Here is a 23,100-nt window from a genome sequence, read left to right as displayed (position 1 = left end):
TAATCTTCGTAGCGTGCTTGGAATCAACGGCCCGGAGTTCATCCTCCTTCTGATTATCGGCGTACTCGTCATCGGTCCCAGCCGTTTGCCCGAATACACTCAAAAGCTCGCCAACCTGGTCAAGGAAGTGCGCCGGATGGCTTCCGGCGCCCGCGAGCAGATCAAGGAAGAAGTCGGCATCGACATCGATGAAGTCGACTGGAAGAAATACGACCCCCGTCAGTACGATCCCCGTCGCATCATCAAAGACGCCCTGCTGGACGATGACACCAAGCCGGTCAGCGCAGGTGCTCCGGCGGTGGCGGCCACCGCCGCTGTTGCCGCTGCCGACGCCAAGCCCAAGGCCCCCGCGAGGATCATAGAGCGGCTTGCCGAGGGCGAACCTGCTCCGTTCGACACAGAAGCTACCTAGTCCCGGCACTCCCCGCTGGAAGGGCGTCCCTTAGCCCTGGCGGGGCTCGATGCCCAGCGACAACCCCGATAGCCCCCGAGGCCGCGAGGCCAAGATTGCGGCTATCTGTGCCATGGCCTTGGCCGCAGCGGAGTCGGGAGCTGCCAGTACCACAGGCGTTCCCGCATCGCCTCCCTCGCGTAGCCGGATGTCCAGGGGGATCTGCCCCAACAGCGGAACGTCGCTGCCAACGGCGGCGCTCAACCGCTCAGCCAGGATGGCACCGCCGCCGCTTCCAAACAGTTCCATGCGATCGCCGTCGGGCATCTCCAGAAACGACATGTTCTCTATCACGCCAGCCACCTTCTGGCCGGTTTGCGTGGCAATCGTTCCCGCACGTTCGGCGACATCGGCGGCTGCCGCCTGCGGCGTGGTGACCACCAGGATCTCGGCATTGGGCAGCAGTTGGGCCACGGAGATCGCGATGTCGCCCGTGCCTGGAGGCAGGTCGAGGAAGAGGGCATCGAGATCGCCAAAATAGACATCGGTGAGGAACTGTTCCAAGGCCCGGTGCAGCATGGGGCCACGCCAGGCAACCGGCTGGTTCCCAGCAACGAACATGCCGATGGAAATGACTTTCACCCCGTAGGCCACAGGGGGCAGGATCATGTCATCCACCTGGGTCGGCTTCTGGGTGATGCCCATCAGTGCCGGCACGGAAAAACCGTGCACATCGGCGTCAACGATGCCCACCCTGAGTCCCTGGGCAGCCAAGGCAGTGGCGAGGTTGACCGTAACCGAGGACTTGCCTACACCGCCCTTTCCGCTGGCGACCGCGTAGACCTTGGTCAGTGAACCGGGCTTGGTGAAAGGAATACCACGTTGTCCGCCCGGACCCCTGAGTTGTTCCTTCAGCGCCTCCCGTTGGGCAGGCGTCATCACCTTCAGCTCCACGTCCACGCCGGCGACGCCGTCGACCCGCATCAAAGCTGTGGTGGCGTCCTGGGTGATGGTCTCCCGCAGCGGACAACCGGCGATGGTCAGCAGGACGGCGACGTGCACCGTGCCGTTGTCATCGGCGGACACCGATTCCACCATGCCCAGTTCCGTGATGGGGCGGCGGAGTTCGGGATCAATTACCGTTGCCAGGGCAGCTTGCAGTGCCTCGGCGGTAGCGGTGCTCATAAGGTTCAGGACCGGCTTTCAGGGGTGTCAGGGGAAGGCTTGGCGGTGGAGTGTTGCGGACCCGAGGAACGGGGCGGACGCACCTTGGGAATTTGCTGCGTGCGCGGTCCCCGGGATTTGTCCCGCTTCTCCTTCAGTTTCTCTTTGACCTTCTCGCCGGGCGATTCCGCGCCCTCCGAAGAGCTTTCACTCTCACGGAGCTCTTCCTGGGCATCGATGATGTCTTCCAGGAGGCTGCGCAGTTCGGCACGGACGTAGTCACGGGTGGCGACTTCACGCAGGGCAATGCGAAGCGAAGCCAGCTCCCGGGTCAGGTACTCGGTGTCGGAGAGGTTCCGTTCTGCGCGCTGGCGGTCCTGCTGGAGCGAGACGCGGTCACGGTCGTCCTGGCGGTTCTGGGCGAGCAGGAGCAGGGGAGCCGCGTACGAGGCCTGAAGGGACAGCATCAACGTCAGGAGTGTGAAGCCCAGTTCCATGCGGTCGAACTGCCACTCCGTGGGCGCAAACGTGTTCCAAGCGAGCCAGAACACACAGAAAATCGTCATGTAGACAAGGAACTGCGGCGTTCCCATGAAGCGGGCAAAGCCCTCTGTTGCGTTGCCGAAAGCGTCCGGGTTCGGTGAGAACTTGGGGAGGATCCGTTGACGGCCACTCAGTGGCGTATCGAGGCTGCTGCCCTGGCGTGCTGTGTTCCTGGGGGGTCGGGTGGCGTTGTTCTCAGCCAATGCGGCCTCCAAGTTTCCTTATAGGGGCGTCGTCCTCGTGGGCGCGCCAGTCATCCGGCAACAGGTGATCCAGCACGTCATCAACAGTCACCGCCCCCACGAGGCGGCCGTCGTCGTCCACTACTGGAAGCGAGTTCAGGTTGTACGTAGCCAGGGTCCGGGCCACCTCGCTGATGTGGGCCTGGTCCGAGACCGGTTCCAGGTTTTTATCCACGAGGTTGCCCAAGGGTTCCGGTGGAGGGAACCGCAGCAGCTGCTGTATGTGCACGACCCCCAGGAAGCGGCCCGTGGGCGTTTCCAGGGGCGGGCGGGCAATGAAAATGGATGACGCCAGGGCCGGCGAGAGTTCCTCGCGGCGGACGTGGGCCAGTGCTTCGGCGACGGTGGCCTCCGGTGGCAGGATCACCGGGACCGGCGTCATCAGGCCACCTGCGGTGTCTTCGTCATATTCCAGGAGGCGGCGTACGTCTTCGGCCTCCTGGGGTTCCATCAACTGCAGGAGTTCCTCTGCCTGCGCGGATGGCAGCTCGGCCAGGAGGTCGGCGGCGTCGTCCGGGTCCATCTCCTCAAGGACGTCGGCGGCGCGTTCGACATCCAGCGCGGAAAGAATGGTGACCTGGTCATCCTCCGGAAGTTCCTGGAGGACGTCGGCGAGCCGTTCGTCCTGAAGCTCGCTGGCTACCTCGAAGCGCCGCTTGTCGCTCATTTCCTGCAGGGCTTCGGCGAAGTCGGCAGGTTTGAGGTCTTCGTGGGTGGCAACGAACTGGGTAGCCGCCTGGGGCTCGTTATGGCCTCCGGTTTGGGCGTCGGCCCAGTCGATGATCAGGGTCTCATTGCGCCGGAGCCTGCTCAAGGGGGACAAGGAATGTCCGCGGCGCACGAACAGCTTGCTCACGAACCAGTCCTTGGAGCGGTGCTGGTCCATGGCGATGTCTTCGATGGTTGCGTCCCCGCTGCCATCGGCCAGCGTGACGCGACGGTCGAACATCTCCGCCACCACCAGCGTTTCCGCGCCGCGCTGTTCGAAGCGGCGCAGGTTGACCAACCCGGTGCAGATGATCTGCGTCTGGTCGATGGAGGTGATGCGGGTCATGGGAACGAAGACGCGTTTCTTGCCAGGGACTTCGACGACGATGCCGACGACGTGTGGCGCACCGCGGGTCCCGCGGGAGAGCACCACGACGTCCCGCAACCGGCCAAGACGATCGCCCAAGGGGTCGAAGACGTCCAAGCCCAGAAGGCGCGCCACAAAGACGCGAGAAGGATGTGTGCTCATGTTTACAGGCTACCGAGTCTGCTCTCTTTTAGCTGAATTCCAGCCGCTTCACATGTCCATGGGCCACAATGGGGCTATGTCTAACATTTTTGGTGGTCCCAAAGCTATCGAGGAATCCCGCAGCGTGCCCCAAGGCGACACCGTGGGCTCATACACCTCTTATTTGGATGCCCAGAAGGCGGTGGACTATCTCGCTGACCAGCAGTTCCCGGTTCAGCTGGTGTCGATCGTTGGCAACGACCTCAAAATGGTGGAGCGTGTCACCGGCCGCCTGAGCTACCCGAGGGTGGCGTTGTCCGGGGCCCTGAGCGGCATGTGGTTCGGCCTCTTCGTCGGCGTCATGCTGTCCTTCTTCACCCCCGCGGGCGGTCCGTTCTCCATCATCACTTCGGTCTTGATGGGTGCGGCATTCTTCATGCTCTTCGGCATCGTCACCTACGCCACCCAGCGCGGCAAGCGCGACTTCACCTCCACCAGCCAGGTGGTGGCCACGAACTATGACGTCATCGTGGCCCGGGAAGCGTCCCACGAGGCACGCCGGCTGCTCCAGCAGCTGCCGATGAACCCGTCACAGGCACATCAAAACAGCTACGCCCCGCAGAACCAGCCGTTCCAGCAACCGGGCCAAGCCCCCGAGCGCCCCACCACGTGGAATGACCCCTACGGTCAACGCGGTCCCGAATCCGGCCAGGACACTGCCAGCGGCCAGGGCGCTTCTGCCGCCGCCCAACATCCGGTGCAGAACCCCACTCCGGCAGCCGTCCGTTACCCGGACCTTCCCGACGGCCGTCCGCAGTACGGGGTGCGGGTGACTGAGGGACAGGGACAAGCTGACGCCCCGCAGGACGACGCGCAGCAGGCCGGTCCTGAAGGCACGCACAAGCAATAGCGCAGTAGACAAAGGGAAGGCCACCGGACTACCGGTGGCCTTCCCTTTTTGCTGCCGTGATGGGCCTGCCTGAAGCGGCAGCTTAGCCCTGGGCGTCCTGGTAGATACCCGCCATCCAGGACTCGACGTCGTCCGCCTTGCGCGGCAGGGCGGCGCTGAGGTTGACGGGACCGTCCGCGGTCATAAGGATGTCGTCCTCGATCCGGACACCGATCCCACGGTATTCCTCCGGGATCGCCAGGTCCTCGTCCTTGAAGTACAGGCCGGGTTCGATCGTGAAGACCATACCCTCGGTAAGGATTCCGTCGAGGTAGAGCTCACGCTTGGCCTGGGCACAGTCGTGGACGTCCAGGCCCAGGTGGTGGCTGGTTCCATGCGGCATCCAGCGCCGGTGCTGCTGGCCTTCGGGGCTGATGGCTTCCTCGACGGAGACGGGCAGCAGGCCCCACTCGGCCAGGCGTTCGGCCAGGACGGTCGTGGCCGCTGTGTGGATGTCGCGGAACTTTACGCCAGGCTGTGCCGCGGCAAAGCCGGCGTCGGCGGCGTCCAGTACTGCCTCGTAGACCTTGCGCTGGACGTCGGTGAAGGTACCGGTCGCCGGCATCGTCCGGGTGACGTCAGCCGTGTAGAGGGAGTCGGCTTCCACACCCGCGTCGAGGAGGAGAAGCTCCCCGGCGTTGACTGTTCCCGAGTTTCGCGTCCAGTGCAGGACCGTTGCGTTGTTACCTGCGGCTGCGATGGTGTCGTAGCCGAGCTCGTTGCCTTCTTCACGGGCCCGTGCGAAGAACGCGCCTTCAACAACACGCTCGCCGCGGGGGTGGGTGAGGGCGCGGGGAAGGGCGCGGACGACGTCGGCGAAGCCCTCAACGGTGGCAGCCACCGCGATCTTCATTTGCTCGATTTCCCATTCGTCCTTGATCAGGCGCAGCTCGGAGAGGGCTTCACTGAGCTTCTCGTCCAGGGCATCGAGTTCGCCGAGGTCCAGGTTTTCGGGATCCTTGGCCGTGTTGTAGCGGGCCGTATCCACCAGTGCATCGATGTTTTCGTCGACCTTGCGGACGAGGCGGATGGAGATGCCACCGATTTCCGGGGCACCAACATTCTTGGTGATGGCCATTTCCAGTTCGGCGATGTGCGCGGTGGGCAGCCCCAGGCGGGCTTCGAATTCAGCGAGCGTAGGACGGGCGCCAATCCAGAACTCGCCGGCCCGGGAATCGGCGTAGAACTGTTCGGTATCGCGGCCCGCGAGCGGACGGAAGTAGAGCGTGGCAGTGTGGTGACCGCCGTCGTCGCCCTTTCCTTCGGCAACCGGCTCAAGAATCAGGACGGCGTCGGGCTCGTGGTCCAGGCCCAGTCCGGTCAGGTGTGCGAAGCCGGAGTGGGGACGGAAGCGGTAGTCGCAGTCGTTCGAGCGGACCTTCAGCGGCCCGGCCGGGATAACAAGCCGTTCGCCCTTGAACAGTTCGGAGATGGTACGACGGCGGCGTGCGGCGTGGTCTGCAACAGCATCCCGGGCAGGGGTCACCTGCGGGGCGGGAGCCCAGTTGCTGGCCATGAATGCCTTGAAGGCATCAGACGTGGGCCTCTGTGAGCGGTTGTTGACGCGCTCCTGCAGCGGCTGGGAATTGGAGGAGTCCAGGTTTTGGGTGTTTTCGGCATCGTTCACCGTTACATCGTCCCACCAGTTCCTTGAGGAGGCCAACGGCGCAACCGGCCAAACAGGCGCTCATCCCATAGGCTGGGAAAGTGAGGATAGACCTGCATGCGCACTCGAATGTTTCCGATGGGACTGAGACACCGACCGGCGTGATTGTTTCCGCCGTGGCCGCGGGGCTCGACGCCGTCGCCCTGACCGACCACGACTCCACGGATGGCTGGGAATCGGCAGCCGCCGCGGCAAGGGAACATGGCATTGCATTCGTCCCGGGCATGGAGATCTCCTGTCGGACGGACAAGGGGATCAGCGTCCATCTGCTCAGCTACCTCCACGATCCCGGCCATGCCGGGCTGCTGGAGGAAATCACCAAGTCCAAGGACGCCCGCCTCACACGTGCCGAGCACATGGTCACGTTGTTGTCCGAAGATTATCCATTGACATGGGATGACGTCATCCACCACGTAGCTCCCGGCGCGACCGTGGGCCGGCCACACATTGCCGATGCCTTGGTGGCGGCGGGGGTCGTGGCCGACCGCACCGAGGCTTTCACCACCATCCTGACCTCACATTCGCGGTACTTCGTGCAGCACTATGCACCCGACCCCGCCCTCGCCGTCGAGCTTGTCCGCGCAGCGGGAGGCGTACCTGTCTTCGCCCATCCGGTGGCGTCCTCCAGGGGACGCACCGTGGGAGAAGCGACGTACCGGGACATGATCGACGCCGGCTTGCTGGGCGTGGAAGTTGAACACCGGGACAACCCGGAAGAGGGCCGGAGGTTCCTGCGTGCCCTGGCCGCCGAACACGGTCTGCTGATGACCGGTTCCTCCGACTACCACGGGACCGGCAAACCGAACCTGCTGGGGGAGAACCTGACCACCCCGGAAGTACTGGCGCGGATCGAAGAGCTGGCGACTGGCAGCACGGTGGTCCGGTGAAGAGGACCCGCCCGGGGAGAGGGGCCCGCTGATGGACCTGCAACTGCTGGCCTCGGTGATCGTTACCCTGTTCGTCATCATGGATCCGCCGGGAACGGTGCCGATCTTCATGTCCCTGACGGCCCAGTTGTCGGCGAAGGACCGGAACCGTTCAGCTTTTCAGGCACTCTTGGTCGCTACCGGCGTGATTGTCCTGTTTGCGATCTTCGGCCAGTCGATCCTGAACTACATGCATATCTCGTTGGCTGCCTTGCAGGGCGCGGGCGGTTTGCTTCTGGTGCTTATCGCCTTGCAGCTGCTGACAGGCAACACCAGCGGCGAGGAGAACGCGGCCAAGTACAAGAATGTCGCCTTTGTGCCCCTGGGAACGCCGCTCATGGCCGGGCCCGGTGCGATCGTTGCGGTGATGGTGTTCGTGCAGCAGTCCACTGAACTGTCAGACTACCTCGCCGTGGGGACCGGTATCGCGGTGGTTTTGGCCTCGCTCTACCTCGCGATGCGCTTCGCAGGCGTGGTCCAACGCGTCCTCGGTGAGAACGGCGTGGAGCTGGTCACCCGGATCGCAGGTTTGTTGTTGTCCGCCATTGCCGTGCAGATGATTGCGGACTCCGTGACGGCGTTCGTGAAGGGCGCGGCCTAAGCAGGCCCTTGCCCGATCACCGGCGATCAGTGCCGCTTGGTCAGGCTTGGAGGCCGGTCGGCAACAGCTCGTGGAATCCGGCCTTGCTGCCCAGGCGTTTCCGCATGACCTCGATGGCTTGTTCGTTCTGGTCCACGCACACAAAACGGCGGCCCAGCTTGGCGGCCACGGCGCCGAGGGTTCCCGAGCCCGCGAAGAAGTCCAGGCACCAGTCGTCCTTGCGGCTCGAAGCGGAGACGATCCTGCGCACCAGTCCTTCGGGTTTCTGGGTGGGGTAGCCGGTCTTTTCGCGCCCGGTGGGGGAGACGATGGTGTGCCACCAAACGTCGGTAGGCAGCTTTCCACGCTCGCGCTTGGCTGGGGTCACCAGGCCCGGAGCCATGTAGGGCTCGCGGTCCACTTCCTCGTTGTCGAAGTGGTACTTGGCGGGGTTCTTGACGTAGACAAGGATGTTGTCGTGCTTGGTGGGCCAGCGGTTCTTGGCCCGGGCGCCGTAGTCATAGGCCCAGATGATCTCGTTCAGGAAGCACTCCCTGCCGAAGATCGCGTCCAGCATCACTTTGGCGTAGTGGACCTCGCGGTAATCGAGGTGCAGGTACAAGGTGCCGTCGTCGGCCAGCAGCCGCCACGCTTCCACGAGCTTGGGCTCGAGGAAGGACCAGTAGTCGCTGAAAGCGTCGTCGTAGCTGTGCAGGGCACCCTTGATGGTGTCATAGGAGCGGCCCTTGAACCCCACGCGGTCGCCGTCGCCGTCGGCGTTGCGGACCATGCGGGTCTCCTGGCGCCGCTGGACCCGGCCCGTGTTGAAGGGCGGGTCCACGTAAATGAGTGTGAAGGCGCCGTCCGGCAGCGTTGGAAGGAATTCCGCGTTATCCGCGTGCACCACCATGTTGCCGCCGTCCGGCGCCCAAACAGTTTCAGCCATTGAAGGTTTTAGGCCTCGGCGTTGCCCGGCTGGGCCGAAGCCGACTCGCCTGAAACAACTTCGCCATTGCGGCGGCGCGTACGGGTACGACGTGCGCGTGCGGGCTTTTCGGCATTGCCCGCGGTCGCAGTGCGGGATTCCGTGGCACCTGCGGCCGGAGCTGCTTCGCCTTCAGAGGTACGACGGCGACGCGTCCGGTTGCGTCCGCCGTCGCCCTTGCTTTCGCCCGAGTCGGTGGACTTGCGGCCGCGGCCGCCGTCGCGCTTGCCGTCACGGCCGCCGTCGCGGCCGGAACCGCCGGAGCGTGAGTTCTTCTTGCCGGTCTCGCCCAGGTCCTCCAGGACCTCGGCCTCGACGCCGGCGAGGACACGCTTGTTACGGGGCAGGCGGCCCTTGGTGCCCTCGGGGATGTCGAGGTCGGTGTAGAGGTGCGGTGATGACGAGTAGGTCTCGACAGGTTCCGGAACGTTAAGTCCAAGAGCCTTGTTGATCAGGGCCCAGCGCGGGACATCATCCCAGTCAACGAAAGTCACGGCAGTGCCCTTGTTGCCTGCACGGCCGGTACGGCCAACACGGTGCAGGTAGATCTTCTCGTCCTCGACGCATTGGTAGTTGATGACGTGGGTGACGTCCTCGACGTCGATACCGCGGGCGGCGACGTCGGTCGCCACCAGAACGTCCACCTTGTTGTTGCGGAAGGCACGCAGGGCCTGTTCGCGGGCGCCCTGTCCCAGGTCACCGTGGATGGCAGCGGCGGCGAAGCCACGGTCCACCAGTTCTTCGGCAACCTTTGCAGCGGTGCGCTTGGTCTTGGTGAAGATTACGGTGCGTCCGCGGCCCTTGGCTTGGAGGATGCGGGCCACAACTTCGGTCTTGTCCATGCTGTGTGCACGGTAGATGAGCTGGCGGATGTCGCGCTTGGTCAGGCCTTCATCGTTCGGGTCGGCGGCCCGGATGTGGGTGGGCTGCGTCATGTAGCGGCGTGCCATGGCGATGACCGGTCCAGGCATGGTGGCCGAGAACAAGAGGGTCTGGCGTACTGCGGGAGTGCCGGCAATCAGGGTCTCGACGTCGGGAAGGAAGCCGAGATCCAGCATTTCGTCGGCCTCATCAAGGATGACCATCTTGACGTTCTTCAAGCTCAGGTGCTTCTGCTTGTAGAGGTCGATCAAGCGGCCGGGGGTGCCAACGACGATTTCGACGCCCTTCTGCAGGGCTTCGATCTGGGGCTCGTAGGCACGGCCGCCGTAAATGGTGGCAATGCGCGCATTGCGCTTCCGGGACGCAGCCTGGAGGTCGTTGGCCACCTGCACGGCAAGTTCACGGGTGGGGACGATGACCAAGGCCTGCGGGGCGCCGGGGACAGCGAGTTTCTCGTAGCCGGCATCGTCCCTGCCGATGACGCGCTGCAACGCGGGAATGCCGAAGCCAAGTGTCTTGCCGGTACCCGTCTTGGCCTGGCCGATGATGTCGTGGCCGCTCAAAGCGACGGGAAGGGTCATCGCCTGGATGGGGAAGGGGTGGGTAATCCCGGCGTCAGCCAGTGATTCGACGATGTCGGCACGGACGTTGTAGTCCGCAAACGACTTCTCTTCGATCTCGTGGGGCGTCTCATCCGAGATGATCGTTTCCTCGGGTTCGATGGTTTCAGTTCCGGTGGAGTCCGTCAGGACTTCATGGATGTGCAATTCACTCACAGGGAGTTTCCTTATTCATTTGGGCATTGGCGCTGCATGCTCAACGGGACGGCATAGCCGTACCGGAGCAGAACGGGCGCGCAAGCAAGTCCAGTGGAAGCCGATCGCGGGCTATCTAAGTACTGGCACTGGTGACCAGTTGGTACATCTCAAGATCGCGTAGGGGCGGGCTTGTTGAGTTCAAAAATTAACTGAATCAACGACCGGGCATCCATTACTACACACCCAGTCTATCCTCTGGGAGCCATAAAGCCCGGATCGTGCGGCAGAGCGCGTCAGTCCAGGAGCTCAAACCTGATCTCCCGGGTGGCAATTTCCGCTTTCACGAGGCGGACCCTGACCTTGGTGCCGGACTCCAGTTCCCCGTCACACCGTGCCGTGACAGCGGGCTCAGCGATCTGCACCACGCCGTAGGGGCCGCCGTTGCCGTTGCCGTTGCTGTTATTGCCGTTCCCGTTCGATGGCTTGGAGCCGGAGATCACCACGGCGTCGAACTCCTGGCCCACATGTCCCGCCACCAGCGCGGCCTCCACCGTGTCCAGTGCCGCACGTTCCAACCGCCCTGCCAATTGATCGGAAGCGCCCATGATCTCGGGCAAGGACGGCAGGGCCTCGCGCGCCCAGCGGGGGATTTCCTTGTTGTTGCACAGTGCTTCGCAGATCACCAGGACAAAGCGGTCGATGAGCCGCCTCAGCGGAGCGGTGGTGTGGGCGTAGGGGGCACCGATGGCTGCCTGGATCACCGTTTCGGGGACTTCGCCATCAAAAGGCGTATAGCCGGCGCCCCGGAACAGCGTCCCGGCGGAGTGCAGGATGGCCAGCTGTTTCGGATCGGAAGCGTCCAGTGTCCGCAGATACTCACCGTAGGAGACCTTGCCGTCCCAGGGCTTGCCCAGGGCTGCAGTTTGCCGCCTGAAGTGCTGCAGTGATCTTTCATCGGGGGCAGGCATGGTCCGCAGGATGCCGATCTTGCCATCGAGCATGAGCTGGGCCGCTGCCATCCCTGTCATGAGGGAGATCTGCGCATTCCAGTCCTCCACCGGCAGTGAGGGCGCTGCGATGATGCGGTACCCGCCGTCGGTCACCTGGACGATTTCCTGCTCGGGCATATTGAGGCTTGCCCCACCGCGAAGCCGCTCCAACTCGACCCTTTTGAGTCCAACTTCCTTGAGGAGCTCAAGTACGGGCGGCGCCGTTCCGTCGTCGATCTGTTGCTGGGCGCCGGCGTAACTGAGTTTGGCGCGGCTGCGGACCGTGGCACGCGCAACGGAAACGTTCACCACTTCCGCCCTTGCATCCAGGTCGAAGTCCCAGACGAAGGCCCCGCAGTCCTGGTTGGCCAGCAGGCTTCCGGCGTTCTCGCTGATGATCTCGGGGTGTAGGGGAATACGCCCGTCTGGAGCGTAAAGAGTTTGGCCCCTATGCCTCGTTTCCGCATCCAAGGCCCCTCCGGGAGCCACGAAGGATGGAACATCGGCGATCGCGTAAAGGACTTTGTACCCTTCGGCGGCACGCTCAATGAACAGGGCCTGGTCGAGGTCGGTGGACGTCGCAGGGTCGATCGTCACGAACGGAATGTCCTTCAGGTCCCGGTCGGGAAGGTGAAGGGATTCGACGGCGTCGCGCGCCTCCTGCACGGCCTCAACTGGGTACTCGCCGGGCAGCTCCAGCTCCGTCCTCAGGGCCGCGAGGGCTGCGGCGAGCTGGTCCGATGAATCGTCGACGTTGGGCGCTATCCGGTGATGTGACACGAAAATCAGCGTAGCCCGAAACAGGCCGATAGTCTTGGACGCCCACCGGCAAAAAGCCCGCAGCCGCCAAGCGGCCGCGGGCGTGTTGCCGGCGGTACCCTGCTGAGCTGCCGCTAAGCGGCGTCGAGGGCTTCGAGCAGCGACTTGGCTGCCGCCGTCGGGTCTTCCGCTTCGGTAATGGCGCGGACGACGACGATGCGGCTGGCTCCGGCGGCAACTACTTCTTCGACGTTGCCGAGGTCGATTCCCCCGATTGCGAACCAGGGCAAATCAACGGCCCCGCCGGTGGTCTCCTCCGCGCGCCTGATCGCCTCTGCGGCATATGTGACCAAGCCGGTTCCCACGGCTTCACGGCCGGGCTTGGTGGGGGTCGCCCACACGGGGCCGACACAGAAGTAATCCAGTCCCGCGTCGCCCGGTGAGGCCGTGATGGCCGCATTGACCTGCTCGGGAGTGTGGGTGGACAAGCCAATGACGGCAGGGGCGGGGAGGAAGGTGCGGGCGATCTCAAGAGGCAGGTCCTTTTGGCCCACATGGAACACCGGAGCCCCGGAAACACTGGCGATATCGGCCCGGTCGTTCACTGCCCACAGCCGCCCATGCCGTTCCGCGACGCTGCGCAGGACGGCCAGCAACTCCAACTCCTCGGCCGCTTCGATCGTCTTGTCGCGGAGCTGGATGATGTCCACGCCGCCCTGGAAGGCTGCATCCACGAAGTCTTCAAAATCGCCTTGTCGTTTGCGCGCGTCAGTGCACAGGTAGAGGCGGGCCGAGGCGAGGGATTCATGCTGGGTCATGGAAACCACAGTAGTTCCTCTAAACTGGGCACGTACCGCGGGAGCCGCGACGACCGTCATTGTGACCGTCCGGCTGAGAGGGCTTAAGAGCCGACCGCTTGACCTGATCCGGCTAGTACCGGCGTAGGGAAGGAATCAGATGGCAGAAGCCATTCACGCAGATGTCGCTGTCATTGGCGGAGGCGTCATCGGCCTGGGCATTGCCCATCAAGTGCGGAAGCTGGGCCGCTCCGTGGTCCTTATCGATCCGGCGCCCGCCAGCGGCGCTACGTTCGCCGCCGCCGGCATGCTGGCACCTGTGAGCGAACTCCATTACCAGGAAGAAGACCTCCTGGAGCTCATGCTCGAGTCTTCCCGATTGTGGCCATCGTTCGTGGGTGGCCTACCTCAGCCAGTGGAGGCCACTGGATACAGCACGACGCCGACCCTCGCCGTGGGTGCCGACGCTGCGGACCGCCGGGCGCTAGCAGACCTTCGCACGGTTCAGCTCGCGGCGGGCCTGGAGGTCGAACCGCTTTCCTTGCGTGAAGCAAGGAACCGCGAACCACTGCTGAGCCCGCAAATTTCCTGTGCCTTCGACATTCCCGCCGATCATCAGGTGGATCCACGGAAGCTGGCCGGGCATCTGCTGGCCGGGCTGGCTGCGCACGCACCAAACGATGGCAGTTGGGTGCAGGGGGCCAGGGACGGGTTCGCCATTGACGCCTCCGCCCGCGGGTTGCTGTGGGACGGAGACCGTGTTTCCGGCGTCGAGCTTGAAAACGGCGGCACCGTCCATGCCGCCGAAACGGTCGTGGCCAATGGACTCGGAGCTACTCACTTGGAGGGCCTTCCTGAGGGGCTCAGCCTTCCGGTCAGGCCGGTCTACGGAGACATCCTCCGGCTGCGCGTCCCCGCCCACTTAAGTCCCTTGGTAACAGCGACGGTCCGGGGCATGGTCCGCGGAGTGCCTGTCTACATTGTTCCGAGGGAAGACGGAACCGTGGTGATCGGCGCTACGCAACGCGAGGACAGTTTGTCTGCGACCTCCAACGCCGTCTCTGCCGGTGGTGTCTACCAACTCCTGCGTGACGCCCAGGTCCTGGTGCCTGCAGTTGCCGAACTGGAACTCCTTGAGGCGACTGCCCGGGCGCGTCCCGGAACTCCGGACAATGCCCCGCTGCTCGGTCGCGTAGGCAACTCCACGGGGGAAGTCGAAGGCCTGGTGATCGCCACGGGATTCTTCCGGCACGGAGTCCTCCTTACTCCTGTCGCCGCCGCGATCGTTGGACAACTGATCTCCGGTTCCAGCGACCCGCGCTGGTCCATCTTCCGCCCTGACCGCTTCAATGCAACGCGGGGTCACTTATGGCCCATGGAAACCCCTTCAGGGGGCCATAAGTGACCCCGCGTTGCTTTCTCCACAGCAAGGAAACAGTATGAACATCAAGCTCAACGGCGCCGTGCACGAAGTGCTCGATGGCGCCTCCGTCAGCAGTGTGGTCACCGCCGTCACCGGCCGTGCCCTGGATCACCGGGGTCAGGCGGCCGACGGCGGGAAGCTGGGTGTCGCCGTCGCCCGCAACTCCGAGGTGGTACCGCGGAGCCAATGGGCGGTCACCGCGCTGGCCGAAGGCGACGAACTCGAACTCGTGACCGCAGTACAGGGAGGCTGAACGATGACGCAGGCAAACACGGAAATCCGCACGGACGCTTTGGTGATTGACGGCGTCGAACTGGGCTCCAGGCTGATCATGGGCACCGGAGGTGCGCCCAGCCTGGACGGGCTCGGAGCCGCACTCCTGGCATCCGGAACCGAGCTCACCACCGTGGCCATGCGGCGCTATTCGACCGCTGAAACGGGTTCGCTGTTCCAGCTGCTGGTGGACAACAACATCCGGGTGCTGCCGAATACGGCCGGCTGTTTCACGGCGAAGGACGCCGTGATGACGGCGGAACTGGCACGCGAGGCGCTGGAGACCGACTGGGTCAAGCTGGAAGTCATCGCGGACGAGCACACGCTGCTCCCTGACGCTGTTGAACTGGTGGACGCCACCGAGCAATTGGTGAACCGCGGCTTCAAGGTGTTCGCCTACACCAATGACGATCCCGTGCTGGCCCTGCGCCTGGAGAACCTGGGTGCCACGGCCGTCATGCCGCTCGGCTCGCCCATTGGAACCGGGCTGGGCATCCTCAATCCGCACAACATTGAACTCATCGTGTCCCGTGCCTCCGTCCCTGTGGTGCTGGACGCCGGTATCGGCACTGCCTCCGACGCCGCCCTCGCCATGGAGCTGGGCTGTGACGCCGTGCTGCTGGCCACGGCCGTGACCCGGGCGCAGAACCCGGTGCAGATGGGGCAGGCCTTCAAACACGCCGTCATCGGCGGCCGGCTTGCCAAGCAGGCAGGCCGGATTCCACGGCGTGAGCACGCCCTGGCGTCCTCAGCGATGGAGGGCCGGGCGGAGTTCCTCTAACCGGGCATTAAACAAGGATGACCATCACCTGGAGGTGATGGTCATCCTTGTTTAATGCCTAGAGCCTGTTTCGCGCCTAGAGACGCAGCGCCCTGGTCAGGGCCTCAGTGTCGTGCTTGTTACGTGTACGTCCGAGATAGACCACCACGGCCGCTGCTGCTGCGGTGCCGAGCACCATCGGCAGGACCCATGGGATCCAAGTTGCGCCCGGCTGGTACCCAAGCCCTGCGCTGATGAAAGCTACCCAGCTCAGGGCACCGACCGCGGCTGAAACACCGGCCGGCAACGCAATTCCATAGCTGCTGTGCCGCTTGTCGTTGGCCCACACAATAAAGCCAGTGGCAACGGTAACCAGGACCACGATGACGAGGGAAAGCATGGGAACTCCTTAGCGGCAGATGGGCGGATCAGTGTCAGAGTGCGCCGAAACCGACCCGGCGGACTTCCTCGGCGCCGATCTCCACATAGCCCAGCACGTTTCCCGGAACGATGATCTGGCGGCCCTTCTCGTCCGTCAGACGCAGTTCCGAGCCCTTGGACACGGCTTCGGCCACGATCTTGGCTACGGCGTCGGCATCCAGGGCGGATTCGAGCACAATTTCACGGCCAACGTTTTGAATGCCGATCTTTACTTCCACAGCAAGGCCTCCAAGCCAATCAAGTATTAAGTCAGTCCTCTATTTGTAGCCTAGGACTCTTTGGGGAATCGACTGATTCCGCGCCAAGCTAAACGATAGATCAGATCACTGGCTACATCGAGGTCAAGGTTTCCGTCCGTTTCCAGCCAGTACCGGGCACTGACCTGGGCCATTCCTGCCAGGCCGCGGCCCAGGAGCTGGGCTTCGAGGGGCGGAAGTTTGGTGTCCTCGGCGATCACGTGCGCAACGGCGTCGGCGAAGGTCTTGTTGAACGTCTCAAGACGGGAGCTGACGTCGGGATCATTGATGAGGTCGGACTCAAACACCAGCCGGTGCGCTTGGTCGTCGTCGGCGATGAAGCGGTAATAGGCGCGCATGACCGCCTTGACGCGTTCCTTGTTGTCCGTTGTTGAGTTCAGGGCACCCAGCATCAGGTCCGTCAAGGTGGCGAGGTGGCTGTCCAGCAGGGCCATGTAGAGTTCCCGCTTTGACGGGAAGTGTTGGTACAGCACGGGTTTGCTGACGTGCGCGGTTTCGGCGATTTCATCCATCGCTGCGCCATGGAATCCATTGGAAACGAACACTTCCAAGGCGGCGTTCAGCAGCTGTGCACGGCGCTCGTCCCTGGGCAGCCTTGGTGAACGGGGTGCAACGGCCCGTTCCTGCTTTGCGGGTGCCTCATCGTTTGCCCGTGTGCCGTCAGCCACAGTCTGCCGCCTTTCCTTTGCAGTTATGACCACTCTACCGGTGGGTAATATGACCCGGCGGCATCGGCAGGCATACATTGGGGTATGGCCTCAATTGTTGCTGCCCATTCCGCCGCGCCCACAGTCCTGCCACCCCTCGTCGAACCGGCCGCCGGGCTCTCGCCGGCCGAGGTGGAGCGGTACTCACGGCATCTCATCATTCCCGAAATCGGAGCCGTGGGCCAACGCAGGCTCAAGAATGCGAAGGTTCTTGTCATCGGCGCCGGCGGCCTGGGCTCGCCCGCGTTGCTGTACCTGGCGGCAGCCGGTGTGGGAACGCTGGGAATCGTGGACGACGACGACGTCGACCTCAGCAACCTGCAGCGCCAGGTCATCCACGGCGTCAAGGATGTGGGCAAGCCCAAGATCGAATCGGCTCGTGATGCCATCGCGGAACTGAACCCGCTGGTGAATGTGGTCCTCCACAACCTCCGGCTGGATTCTTCCAACGCCCTGGAGCTGTTCGCGCAATACGACCTCATCCTGGACGGCGCGGACAACTTCGCCACCCGCTATTTGGTCAACGATGCCGCTGCCATCCTCGGCAAGCCATATGTCTGGGGTTCCATCTTCCGCTTCGACGGCCAGGTCAGCGTGTTCTGGGCCAAGCACGGCCCGAGCTACCGGGATCTCTACCCCGAAGCCCCTCCGGCAGGTTCGGTGCCGTCATGCGGTGAGGGCGGCGTCTTTGGCATGCTGTGCGCAGCGGTGGGTTCGCTCATGGTGACCGAAGCCGTGAAGCTGATTACCGGCGTCGGGCGTTCCCTGCTGGGGCGTGTGGCGCTGTTCGACGCCCTGGGCGGCAGCTGGCGGGAGATCAAGGTTTCCAAGGACCCGGAAGCGGAGCCCATCACGGAACTGACCGATTATGAGGCCTTCTGCGGAGTAACGCCAGCGGCTGAAACGGACCAGGACCACACGGTGACCGCGACGGAGCTGGCCCGGATGCTTGCAGAGCGGGAATCGGGGGAGCGGGACTTCGAGCTGGTGGATGTCCGCGAATCCGGCGAGCACAGCATCGTGAGCATCGACGGTTCCCTCCTGATTCCGCAGGGCCGCATACTGTCCGGCGAAGCCTGGGTTGAGCTGCCTCAGGACAGGGACATCGTGTTCCACTGCAAGGCGGGAACGCGCTCGGCAGCCGTACTGGAGGCGGCGCGGAAGGCCGGCTACAGCCGCGTCAAACACCTCGACGGCGGCATCCTCGCCTGGGTGCGGCAAGTGGAGCCAGGTAAGCCCGTTTACTGATTCATTGCCTGTTTTCAGGCTTGTCTGGGAAGCTCAAGCATGAGCGAAGAATGGACTGAAACAGAACAACGCCCCATCGGCTCCGGGTTCGGGCACGGCTCCACAGCCATGGAGGTCATTGACGGCATCAACCTGCGGGGCAAGACGGCGATCGTCACTGGTGGCTACTCCGGTTTGGGGCTGGAGACCGTGCGGGCCTTGGTGTCGGCAGGGGCAGAAGTGACGGTACCTGCGCGCCGGCTTGAGCACGCCCGTTTCGTCCTTGCGGATGCCGGTCTGTCCGAATCCGTCCGGGTGGAACAGTTGGACCTGGCCGACCAAGAGAGCGTGAAAGAGTTCGCGGCGCGTTACCTCGAGGATCACGACACACTGGACATCCTGATCAACAACGCCGCCATCATGGCCAGCCCTGAACAACGCGTTGGACCAGGATGGGAAGCCCAGTTCGCCACCAACCATCTGGGGCACTACACGCTGGTCAACGCACTGTGGCCGGCACTGCAGGCGGCAGGGAATGCACGGGTCGTCTCATTGTCATCGACCGGACACAAGCTCTCTCCGATCCGCTTCGACGACATCAACTTCACCACCGGCTATGACAAGTGGAAGGCCTATGGCCAGGCAAAGACCGCCAACGCCCTGTTTGCCGTTGAGCTCGACCATTTGGGCAGGGAATCGGGCGTGCGCGCGTTCGCCGTCCACCCGGGCGGGATCATGACAGAGTTGCAGCGGCATCTTCCCAAAGAGGAAATGGTGGCCGCAGGCTGGATGGACGCCGCGGGCAACGTCCGCGAAGGATTCAAGACTCCCGAACAAGGAGCCGCGACGTCGGTGTGGGCAGCGACCTCACCGGCCCTCAACGGCAAGGGCGGCGTCTACTGCGAGGATTGCGATATCGCCAAGCCCACGGACAAGGAGTCGCCGTTGGCACGCTACCAGGGAGTTGACGCCCACGCTGTCGACAAAGAGGACGCGGCAAGGCTGTGGGCGTTGTCGGCGGAACTGACTGGGGTGAACGCCTTGGCCTAGGTCCGGGAGAGCCTAGGCGCTTTCAGAACGGAGTTGCTGGTGGTCCACGGGGCATTCCGGGGCCGCGGCAGGTGCCTGCGGTTGCTCCACCTGGATCCCATAGAGTGCCTCGAGGGCGGCGACGTAGTCGTCCTGCTGGCCATTGGCGGCAAGCTCGCGGGCCCGGACGGTGGGGATGTGGAGCAGCTGCTTGACCATGCGGCGAAGCGCGAACTCCACTTCCTCGGCGGCGGCCGTGCAGCCATGACGGGCGCGGACCTTCTCCATCTCGGCGTCGAGGACGTTCATGGTGTGGCGGCGCAGGGCCACGATGGCTGTATCCACGGAACGGGCTTCGCGTTCGGACTCAAAAGAGGCAGCAGCGCCGGTGACAATCGCACTGGCCTGGGACAGCGATTCCGCCTGTTCCTGGGGCGCGGCGAGGCGTACCGACTCGAGGGTCAGAAGTTCCACGCCGTCGAGTTCTCCTACCGCGGGATCGAAGTCGTGGGTCAGTGCGAGGTCGATGGCGATCAACGGCTTGCCCGACTTGGCCCGGACACGTGCAAGATCGGCGGCTTCCACGCGGTTGTCCGAACCGCTGCAGCCGATCATGACGTCCGCTTCGGCAACAGCGGTGGGGAGGGTGTCGGCGTCGAGCGCCGTTCCGCCGCGCGTGGCGACGAAGGCTTCCGCCCGTCCCGAGGACGAATAGACGGAGATGTCCGTGCAACCGCGTTCGCGAAGGAGGGACATGGTGGCGCCGGCGTAGGCGCCGGTTCCGAAGACGACGACCTTCTTGGTGGACCAGTCTTCGTTTTCTGCAAGGTCGGTGGCGAGGTCCAGGGCAACTGAGACGATGGACAGCCCACGCGAGCCGAGCGCTGTTTGGGCGCCGACGTCCTTGGCGGTTTTGGAGGCCGCCTGGAAGAGACGGACGAGGCCGGAGCTGGCGGTCCCTTCCTGCTGGGCCGTGATCAATGCGCGGCGGACCTGGCCGGCAATTTCGCGCTCACCTACCACGGCAGAGTCGAGGCCGGAACTCACCGCGAAGAGATGGCGGGTGACTTCGGGGCCGGTGTGGGTAGCGAAGGAGCGGGAGACAAGCTGTTCGTTGAGGCCGCTCAGCTCGCTGATCCGGGAAATAAGGGCGGAGCGGGCCGCTTCAAGGTCGTCACCGTTGGCCGTTTCGCCGTACACCTCGTAGCGGTTGCAGGTGGCGAGGACCACTGCTCCGGACACCACGGGGGATTCGGTGAGGGCCGAAGAGGCAAGCCCTGAGGAACCGTTGCTCAACTGAGCGACGGTTTCGAGGTCGATGTCGGCGTGTGTAGCCACCAATGAGAAAAGAACCACAGCACCCCCATCATAGCTTTTTCGTAGGCCGGTAGAACAATATGCCACCGTGGGTCTGCCCACGGAGTCCGGTGATCCGCGCCACAGCGCCGCAGGCGGAGCGTTACGTGACAGCTTGTCGTTATCTTTTGTCCCGGATTTTCGGCACAATCAAAGGCATGACTTCTAGCTCGGCAGCATCCAAGAGTACGGCCTCCAACTCCCCGGCGGGTAGCCTCGACGCCAACCACCCGCTGAAGGACGGCCGCACTTCGGACTCACCGCTGATCACCGCTTACCGCGGCGGCACACCGTCCCGCAGGCCTGTGTGGTTCATGCGCCAGGCCGGCCGCTCGCTGCCCGAGTACCTCAAGGTCCGCGAGGGCGTTGCCATGCTGGACTCGTGCTTGCGCCCCGAGCTGGCATCTGAGATTACGCTTCAGCCCGTCCGCCGGCACGACGTCGATGCCGCCATTTTCTTCTCGGACATTGTCATTCCCCTCAAGCTGGCAGGTGTCGGCGTCGACATCGTTCCGGGCGTCGGTCCCGTCCTGGACAAGCCGGTCCGGACTGCCGAGGACGTGGCGGCGCTTCCGACGCTGACCTGGGAGGCCCTCGAACCAATCCGCGAAGCTGTCCGACTCACGGTTGCCGAACTTGGCACCACCCCGTTGATCGGATTCGCCGGAGCACCGTTCACGCTGGCCGCCTACATGGTGGAGGGCAAACCATCACGCGACCACCTGGGCCCGCGGACCATGATGCATGCCGACCCCGAGACCTGGACCGCTTTGGCCAACTGGGCTGCCGATGCCTCCGGTTTGTTCCTCCAGGCCCAGCTCGAAGCAGGCGCATCCGCAGGCCAACTCTTTGACTCCTGGGCCGGCTCTCTGGGCCTGGCCGACTACACCAAGTACGTGGCACCTGCCTCCACCCGCGCCCTGGACCACGTCCGCGGACTGGGCGCTCCGCTGGTCCACTTCGGCACGGGCACCTCCGAGCTCCTGGTTGCGATGCGCGACGTCGGAGTGGATGTCGTCGGCGTCGACTACCGCTTGCCGCTGGATGAAGCCAACCGGCGTCTGGGCGGCACGGTGCCGTTGCAGGGCAACATCGATCCCGCGCTGCTTTCGGCCCCCTGGGAAGTGTTGGAGGCGCATGTCCGCGAAGTCATCGCCGCCGGCTCCGCCGCCCCGGGCCACGTGCTCAACCTTGGCCATGGAGTACCGCCGGAAACCGATCCCACAGTGCTCACGCGCGTTGTGGAACTCATCCACTCGATCCCCGCCAAGTAGGGGCGCATGCGCGGCGGACACGCAACGCACAAGCCAGGCACCACAGCAGTGGTGGTGGGCGGTGGCATCTCGGGACTTCTGGCCGCGCGGGAACTGGCCATGGCGGGGGCAACTGTCACTGTGCTGGAAGCAACCGGTTCCTGGGGAGGGTGCGTCGGGAGCCATGTGGTTGCCGGTTTGCGCCTGGACAGCGGCGCGGAGTCCTTTGCCACGCGGTCCCCGGCCGTAGCCGACCTCGCCGCTGAACTCGGCCTGGGGGAGCAGATCGTTGCTCCCCACCCCGGCGGTGCATGGGTCCAGTTGCCCGATGGCCCGCAGGAACTGCCCAAAACCGGTGTCCTGGGCATTCCCGCGAACCCATGGGACCCCGAAGTGAGGCGTTCACTCGGGTTCGTAGGGGCATTGCGTGCATCCATTGATCGTTGGCTGCCGGCAACCGTCGGGACTTCCTCCGACGTCACGAGTGTCTCGTCGTTGGTCCGCGCCCGGATGGGGAAGAAGGTGCTGGACCGGCTCGTATCGCCGGTGGTCGGTGGTGTCCATTCGGCCGATCCCGGCCTTCTGGACGTGGACATGGTCGCACCCGGACTGCGTGCCGGCATCCGCAAGCACGGTTCGCTTGCCGCTGCCGTAGCAGCACAGCGGAAAGCCGGCGCCGGACCGGCGAAGGCGGGTTCCGCCGTCGCCGGCTTGAACGGTGGCATGAACACATTGGTCACCGCCCTGGTAGCGGATCTCCGGGACCGCGGCGCAGAGCTGTTGACGGACAAGCGTGCCGAAGACGTAGTGAAGACCCGGGACGGCTGGCGGGTCGCCGCCGGCGGTTCAACGTACGACGCCGGACGGTTGGTGGTTGCGCTGGACGGTCCGGCCGCCGTCGGGCTGCTGGAGAAGTCCGTGCCTGCCTTGGCTGGCTTGCGTCCCGCGCCCGGACCCCTGGTGAGCCTGGTGACGCTCGTGGTGGACCTGCCTGAGCTGGACAGCCGGCCACGTGGCACCGGAATCCTGGTGGCACCGCAAACCCCTGGCATCACAGCCAAGGCACTGACCCACGCCACGGCCAAATGGGACTGGTTGGCTGAGGAAGCCGGTCCCGGGACGCATGTGGTGCGCCTGTCGTATGGTCGTCGCGAAGAAGCCGGTGGGGGAGCAGATGTGGTCCTGGACGACAACGCACTCCTGGCCGCAGCGCTGGAGGATGCGTCGAAGCTGCTGACGGTGCCGGTGTCCGGCAGTGACGTTGTCGACTGGGATGTCGTCCGGTGGGCGGGAGCCTTGCCCTTCGCCGCCGTCGGTCATAAACAGCGCGTAGCCGAAGTCAGGAAGGTGTGTGCCGCTGCCGAGGGCTTGGTGGTGGTGGGCGGTTGGTTGGCTGGAAACGGCTTGGCGGCCGTCGTTGCTGACACGCGGCGGCAACTCGCCCAGGGAAGCGGCGAGGAAGCAACGATTCCGTGATTTACATCACTTCTACGCAATGTAGAACTGATCCGTTTCGACTTAGGGGCC

Annotated in this window: 23 protein-coding genes and 1 riboswitch; of the genes, 11 read left to right on the top strand and 12 right to left on the bottom strand. The window is 64.3% G+C overall.

The features are described 5' to 3' along the window. Window positions 1-13 precede the first annotated feature (13 nt). Entirely contained in the window at window positions 14-412 is a 399-nt protein-coding gene (locus tag N5P29_RS14070) for a twin-arginine translocase TatA/TatE family subunit (protein ID WP_262275500.1), read from the top strand. A 30-nt stretch (window positions 413-442) separates the two neighbouring features. Here N5P29_RS14070 and N5P29_RS14065 read toward each other — a convergent pair whose 3' ends face one another. From N5P29_RS14065 to N5P29_RS14055, 3 genes are read right to left on the bottom strand one after another with little or no spacing between them, the layout of a single operon-like run. After that, entirely contained in the window at window positions 443-1,576 is a 1,134-nt protein-coding gene (locus N5P29_RS14065; protein WP_262275499.1) for an Mrp/NBP35 family ATP-binding protein, read from the bottom strand. A 5-nt stretch (window positions 1,577-1,581) separates the two neighbouring features. Continuing rightward, window positions 1,582-2,313, bottom strand: a complete 732-nt coding sequence (locus N5P29_RS14060; protein WP_262275498.1) for a DUF1003 domain-containing protein — start codon at window positions 2,311-2,313, stop codon at window positions 1,582-1,584. Beyond that, window positions 2,294-3,577 carry a magnesium transporter MgtE N-terminal domain-containing protein gene (locus tag N5P29_RS14055; protein WP_144659714.1) on the bottom strand — a complete coding sequence of 428 codons (1,284 nt, stop codon included), beginning with the start codon at window positions 3,575-3,577 and terminating at the stop codon, window positions 2,294-2,296. Before N5P29_RS14055 ends, N5P29_RS14060 begins: the two co-directional genes overlap by 20 nt. Before the next feature lie 76 nt (window positions 3,578-3,653). Between N5P29_RS14055 and N5P29_RS14050 the strand changes: the two genes are divergently transcribed. Continuing rightward, complete coding sequence (locus N5P29_RS14050; RefSeq protein ID WP_262275497.1) at window positions 3,654-4,466, top strand: YflT domain-containing protein; 813 nt, start codon at window positions 3,654-3,656, stop codon at window positions 4,464-4,466. An 82-nt stretch (window positions 4,467-4,548) separates the two neighbouring features. Here the strand turns inward: N5P29_RS14050 and N5P29_RS14045 are convergent, their stop codons facing one another. Then, window positions 4,549-6,132, bottom strand: a complete 1,584-nt coding sequence (locus N5P29_RS14045) for an aminopeptidase P family protein (protein WP_262275496.1) — start codon at window positions 6,130-6,132, stop codon at window positions 4,549-4,551. A gap of 80 nt (window positions 6,133-6,212) precedes the next feature. On the opposite strand from N5P29_RS14045, the gene N5P29_RS14040 reads away from it, so the two are divergent. Further along, a complete protein-coding gene (locus N5P29_RS14040; RefSeq protein ID WP_262275495.1) occupies window positions 6,213-7,058 on the top strand; it encodes a PHP domain-containing protein in 846 nt (281 codons plus the stop codon). Window positions 7,059-7,089: 31 nt separating this feature from the next. Continuing rightward, a complete protein-coding gene (locus tag N5P29_RS14035) occupies window positions 7,090-7,698 on the top strand; it encodes a MarC family protein (protein WP_144659717.1) in 609 nt (202 codons plus the stop codon). A 40-nt stretch (window positions 7,699-7,738) separates the two neighbouring features. On the opposite strand, the gene N5P29_RS14030 is transcribed toward N5P29_RS14035, so the two are convergent. From N5P29_RS14030 to thiE, 4 genes are all read right to left on the bottom strand, one after another. Beyond that, window positions 7,739-8,623 carry a DNA-methyltransferase gene (locus N5P29_RS14030; protein ID WP_262275494.1) on the bottom strand — a complete coding sequence of 295 codons (885 nt, stop codon included), beginning with the start codon at window positions 8,621-8,623 and terminating at the stop codon, window positions 7,739-7,741. An 8-nt stretch (window positions 8,624-8,631) separates the two neighbouring features. After that, window positions 8,632-10,320: a DEAD/DEAH box helicase gene (locus tag N5P29_RS14025; protein ID WP_262275493.1), complete on the bottom strand. Its 1,689-nt coding sequence runs from the start codon at window positions 10,318-10,320 to the stop codon at window positions 8,632-8,634. Window positions 10,321-10,595: 275 nt separating this feature from the next. Further along, window positions 10,596-12,071: an RNB domain-containing ribonuclease gene (locus tag N5P29_RS14020; protein ID WP_262275492.1), complete on the bottom strand. Its 1,476-nt coding sequence runs from the start codon at window positions 12,069-12,071 to the stop codon at window positions 10,596-10,598. Window positions 12,072-12,184: 113 nt separating this feature from the next. Beyond that, window positions 12,185-12,868: a thiamine phosphate synthase gene (thiE, locus tag N5P29_RS14015; RefSeq protein WP_090826001.1), complete on the bottom strand. Its 684-nt coding sequence runs from the start codon at window positions 12,866-12,868 to the stop codon at window positions 12,185-12,187. Between the two features lie 27 nt (window positions 12,869-12,895). After that, window positions 12,896-13,016: riboswitch (TPP riboswitch) on the top strand. Here thiE and thiO point away from each other — a divergent pair. The 3 genes from thiO to N5P29_RS14000 all read left to right on the top strand — a co-directional run bounded on the left by thiO (window position 13,008) and on the right by N5P29_RS14000 (window position 15,324). Then, complete coding sequence (gene thiO / locus N5P29_RS14010; protein WP_262275491.1) at window positions 13,008-14,252, top strand: glycine oxidase ThiO; 1,245 nt, start codon at window positions 13,008-13,010, stop codon at window positions 14,250-14,252. It overlaps the preceding riboswitch by 9 nt. A 34-nt stretch (window positions 14,253-14,286) precedes the next feature. Further along, window positions 14,287-14,523, top strand: coding sequence for a sulfur carrier protein ThiS (gene thiS / locus N5P29_RS14005; RefSeq protein ID WP_262275490.1), 237 nt, complete (start codon window positions 14,287-14,289; stop codon window positions 14,521-14,523). Between the two features lie 3 nt (window positions 14,524-14,526). Further along, on the top strand, window positions 14,527-15,324 hold the full coding sequence (locus N5P29_RS14000) for a thiazole synthase (protein WP_315973351.1): 798 nt from the start codon (window positions 14,527-14,529) through the stop codon (window positions 15,322-15,324). Window positions 15,325-15,400: 76 nt separating this feature from the next. Here N5P29_RS14000 and N5P29_RS13995 read toward each other — a convergent pair whose 3' ends face one another. Genes N5P29_RS13995 through N5P29_RS13985 form a run of 3 tightly spaced genes read right to left on the bottom strand, consistent with a single transcriptional unit; the run spans window position 15,401 to window position 16,747 of the window. After that, complete coding sequence (locus N5P29_RS13995; protein WP_262275489.1) at window positions 15,401-15,703, bottom strand: hypothetical protein; 303 nt, start codon at window positions 15,701-15,703, stop codon at window positions 15,401-15,403. A 34-nt stretch (window positions 15,704-15,737) separates the two neighbouring features. Beyond that, the gene (locus tag N5P29_RS13990; RefSeq protein WP_144659727.1) at window positions 15,738-15,962 is read right to left on the bottom strand and encodes a DUF3107 domain-containing protein; all 225 of its coding nucleotides are present in this window, start codon (window positions 15,960-15,962) and stop codon (window positions 15,738-15,740) included. 50 nt (window positions 15,963-16,012) lie between these two features. Then, entirely contained in the window at window positions 16,013-16,747 is a 735-nt protein-coding gene (locus tag N5P29_RS13985) for a TetR/AcrR family transcriptional regulator (protein WP_144659728.1), read from the bottom strand. Window positions 16,748-16,753: 6 nt separating this feature from the next. Between N5P29_RS13985 and moeB the strand changes: the two genes are divergently transcribed. Both moeB and N5P29_RS13975 read left to right on the top strand, forming a co-directional pair. Continuing rightward, window positions 16,754-17,956, top strand: coding sequence for a molybdopterin-synthase adenylyltransferase MoeB (moeB, locus tag N5P29_RS13980; RefSeq protein ID WP_262275488.1), 1,203 nt, complete (start codon window positions 16,754-16,756; stop codon window positions 17,954-17,956). Between the two features lie 39 nt (window positions 17,957-17,995). Then, window positions 17,996-18,985 (top strand): SDR family NAD(P)-dependent oxidoreductase, encoded by a 990-nt coding sequence (locus N5P29_RS13975; RefSeq protein WP_262275487.1) that lies wholly within the window; start codon window positions 17,996-17,998, stop codon window positions 18,983-18,985. 12 nt (window positions 18,986-18,997) lie between these two features. On the opposite strand, the gene N5P29_RS13970 is transcribed toward N5P29_RS13975, so the two are convergent. After that, window positions 18,998-20,320, bottom strand: coding sequence for a glutamyl-tRNA reductase (locus N5P29_RS13970; protein WP_262275486.1), 1,323 nt, complete (start codon window positions 20,318-20,320; stop codon window positions 18,998-19,000). Between the two features lie 158 nt (window positions 20,321-20,478). Between N5P29_RS13970 and hemE the strand changes: the two genes are divergently transcribed. Both hemE and hemG read left to right on the top strand, forming a co-directional pair. Continuing rightward, a complete protein-coding gene (hemE, locus tag N5P29_RS13965) occupies window positions 20,479-21,594 on the top strand; it encodes a uroporphyrinogen decarboxylase (RefSeq protein ID WP_262275485.1) in 1,116 nt (371 codons plus the stop codon). A 6-nt stretch (window positions 21,595-21,600) separates the two neighbouring features. Beyond that, window positions 21,601-23,049, top strand: a complete 1,449-nt coding sequence (hemG, locus tag N5P29_RS13960) for a protoporphyrinogen oxidase (RefSeq protein ID WP_262275484.1) — start codon at window positions 21,601-21,603, stop codon at window positions 23,047-23,049. The last annotated feature ends 51 nt before the right edge of the window (window positions 23,050-23,100 follow it).

Source organism: Paenarthrobacter sp. JL.01a (genome assembly GCF_025452095.1).
Lineage (GTDB): Bacteria > Actinomycetota > Actinomycetes > Actinomycetales > Micrococcaceae > Arthrobacter.
Note: the sequence above shows the minus strand (reverse complement) of the source record. Positions and strands in the feature narration are given on the sequence as shown.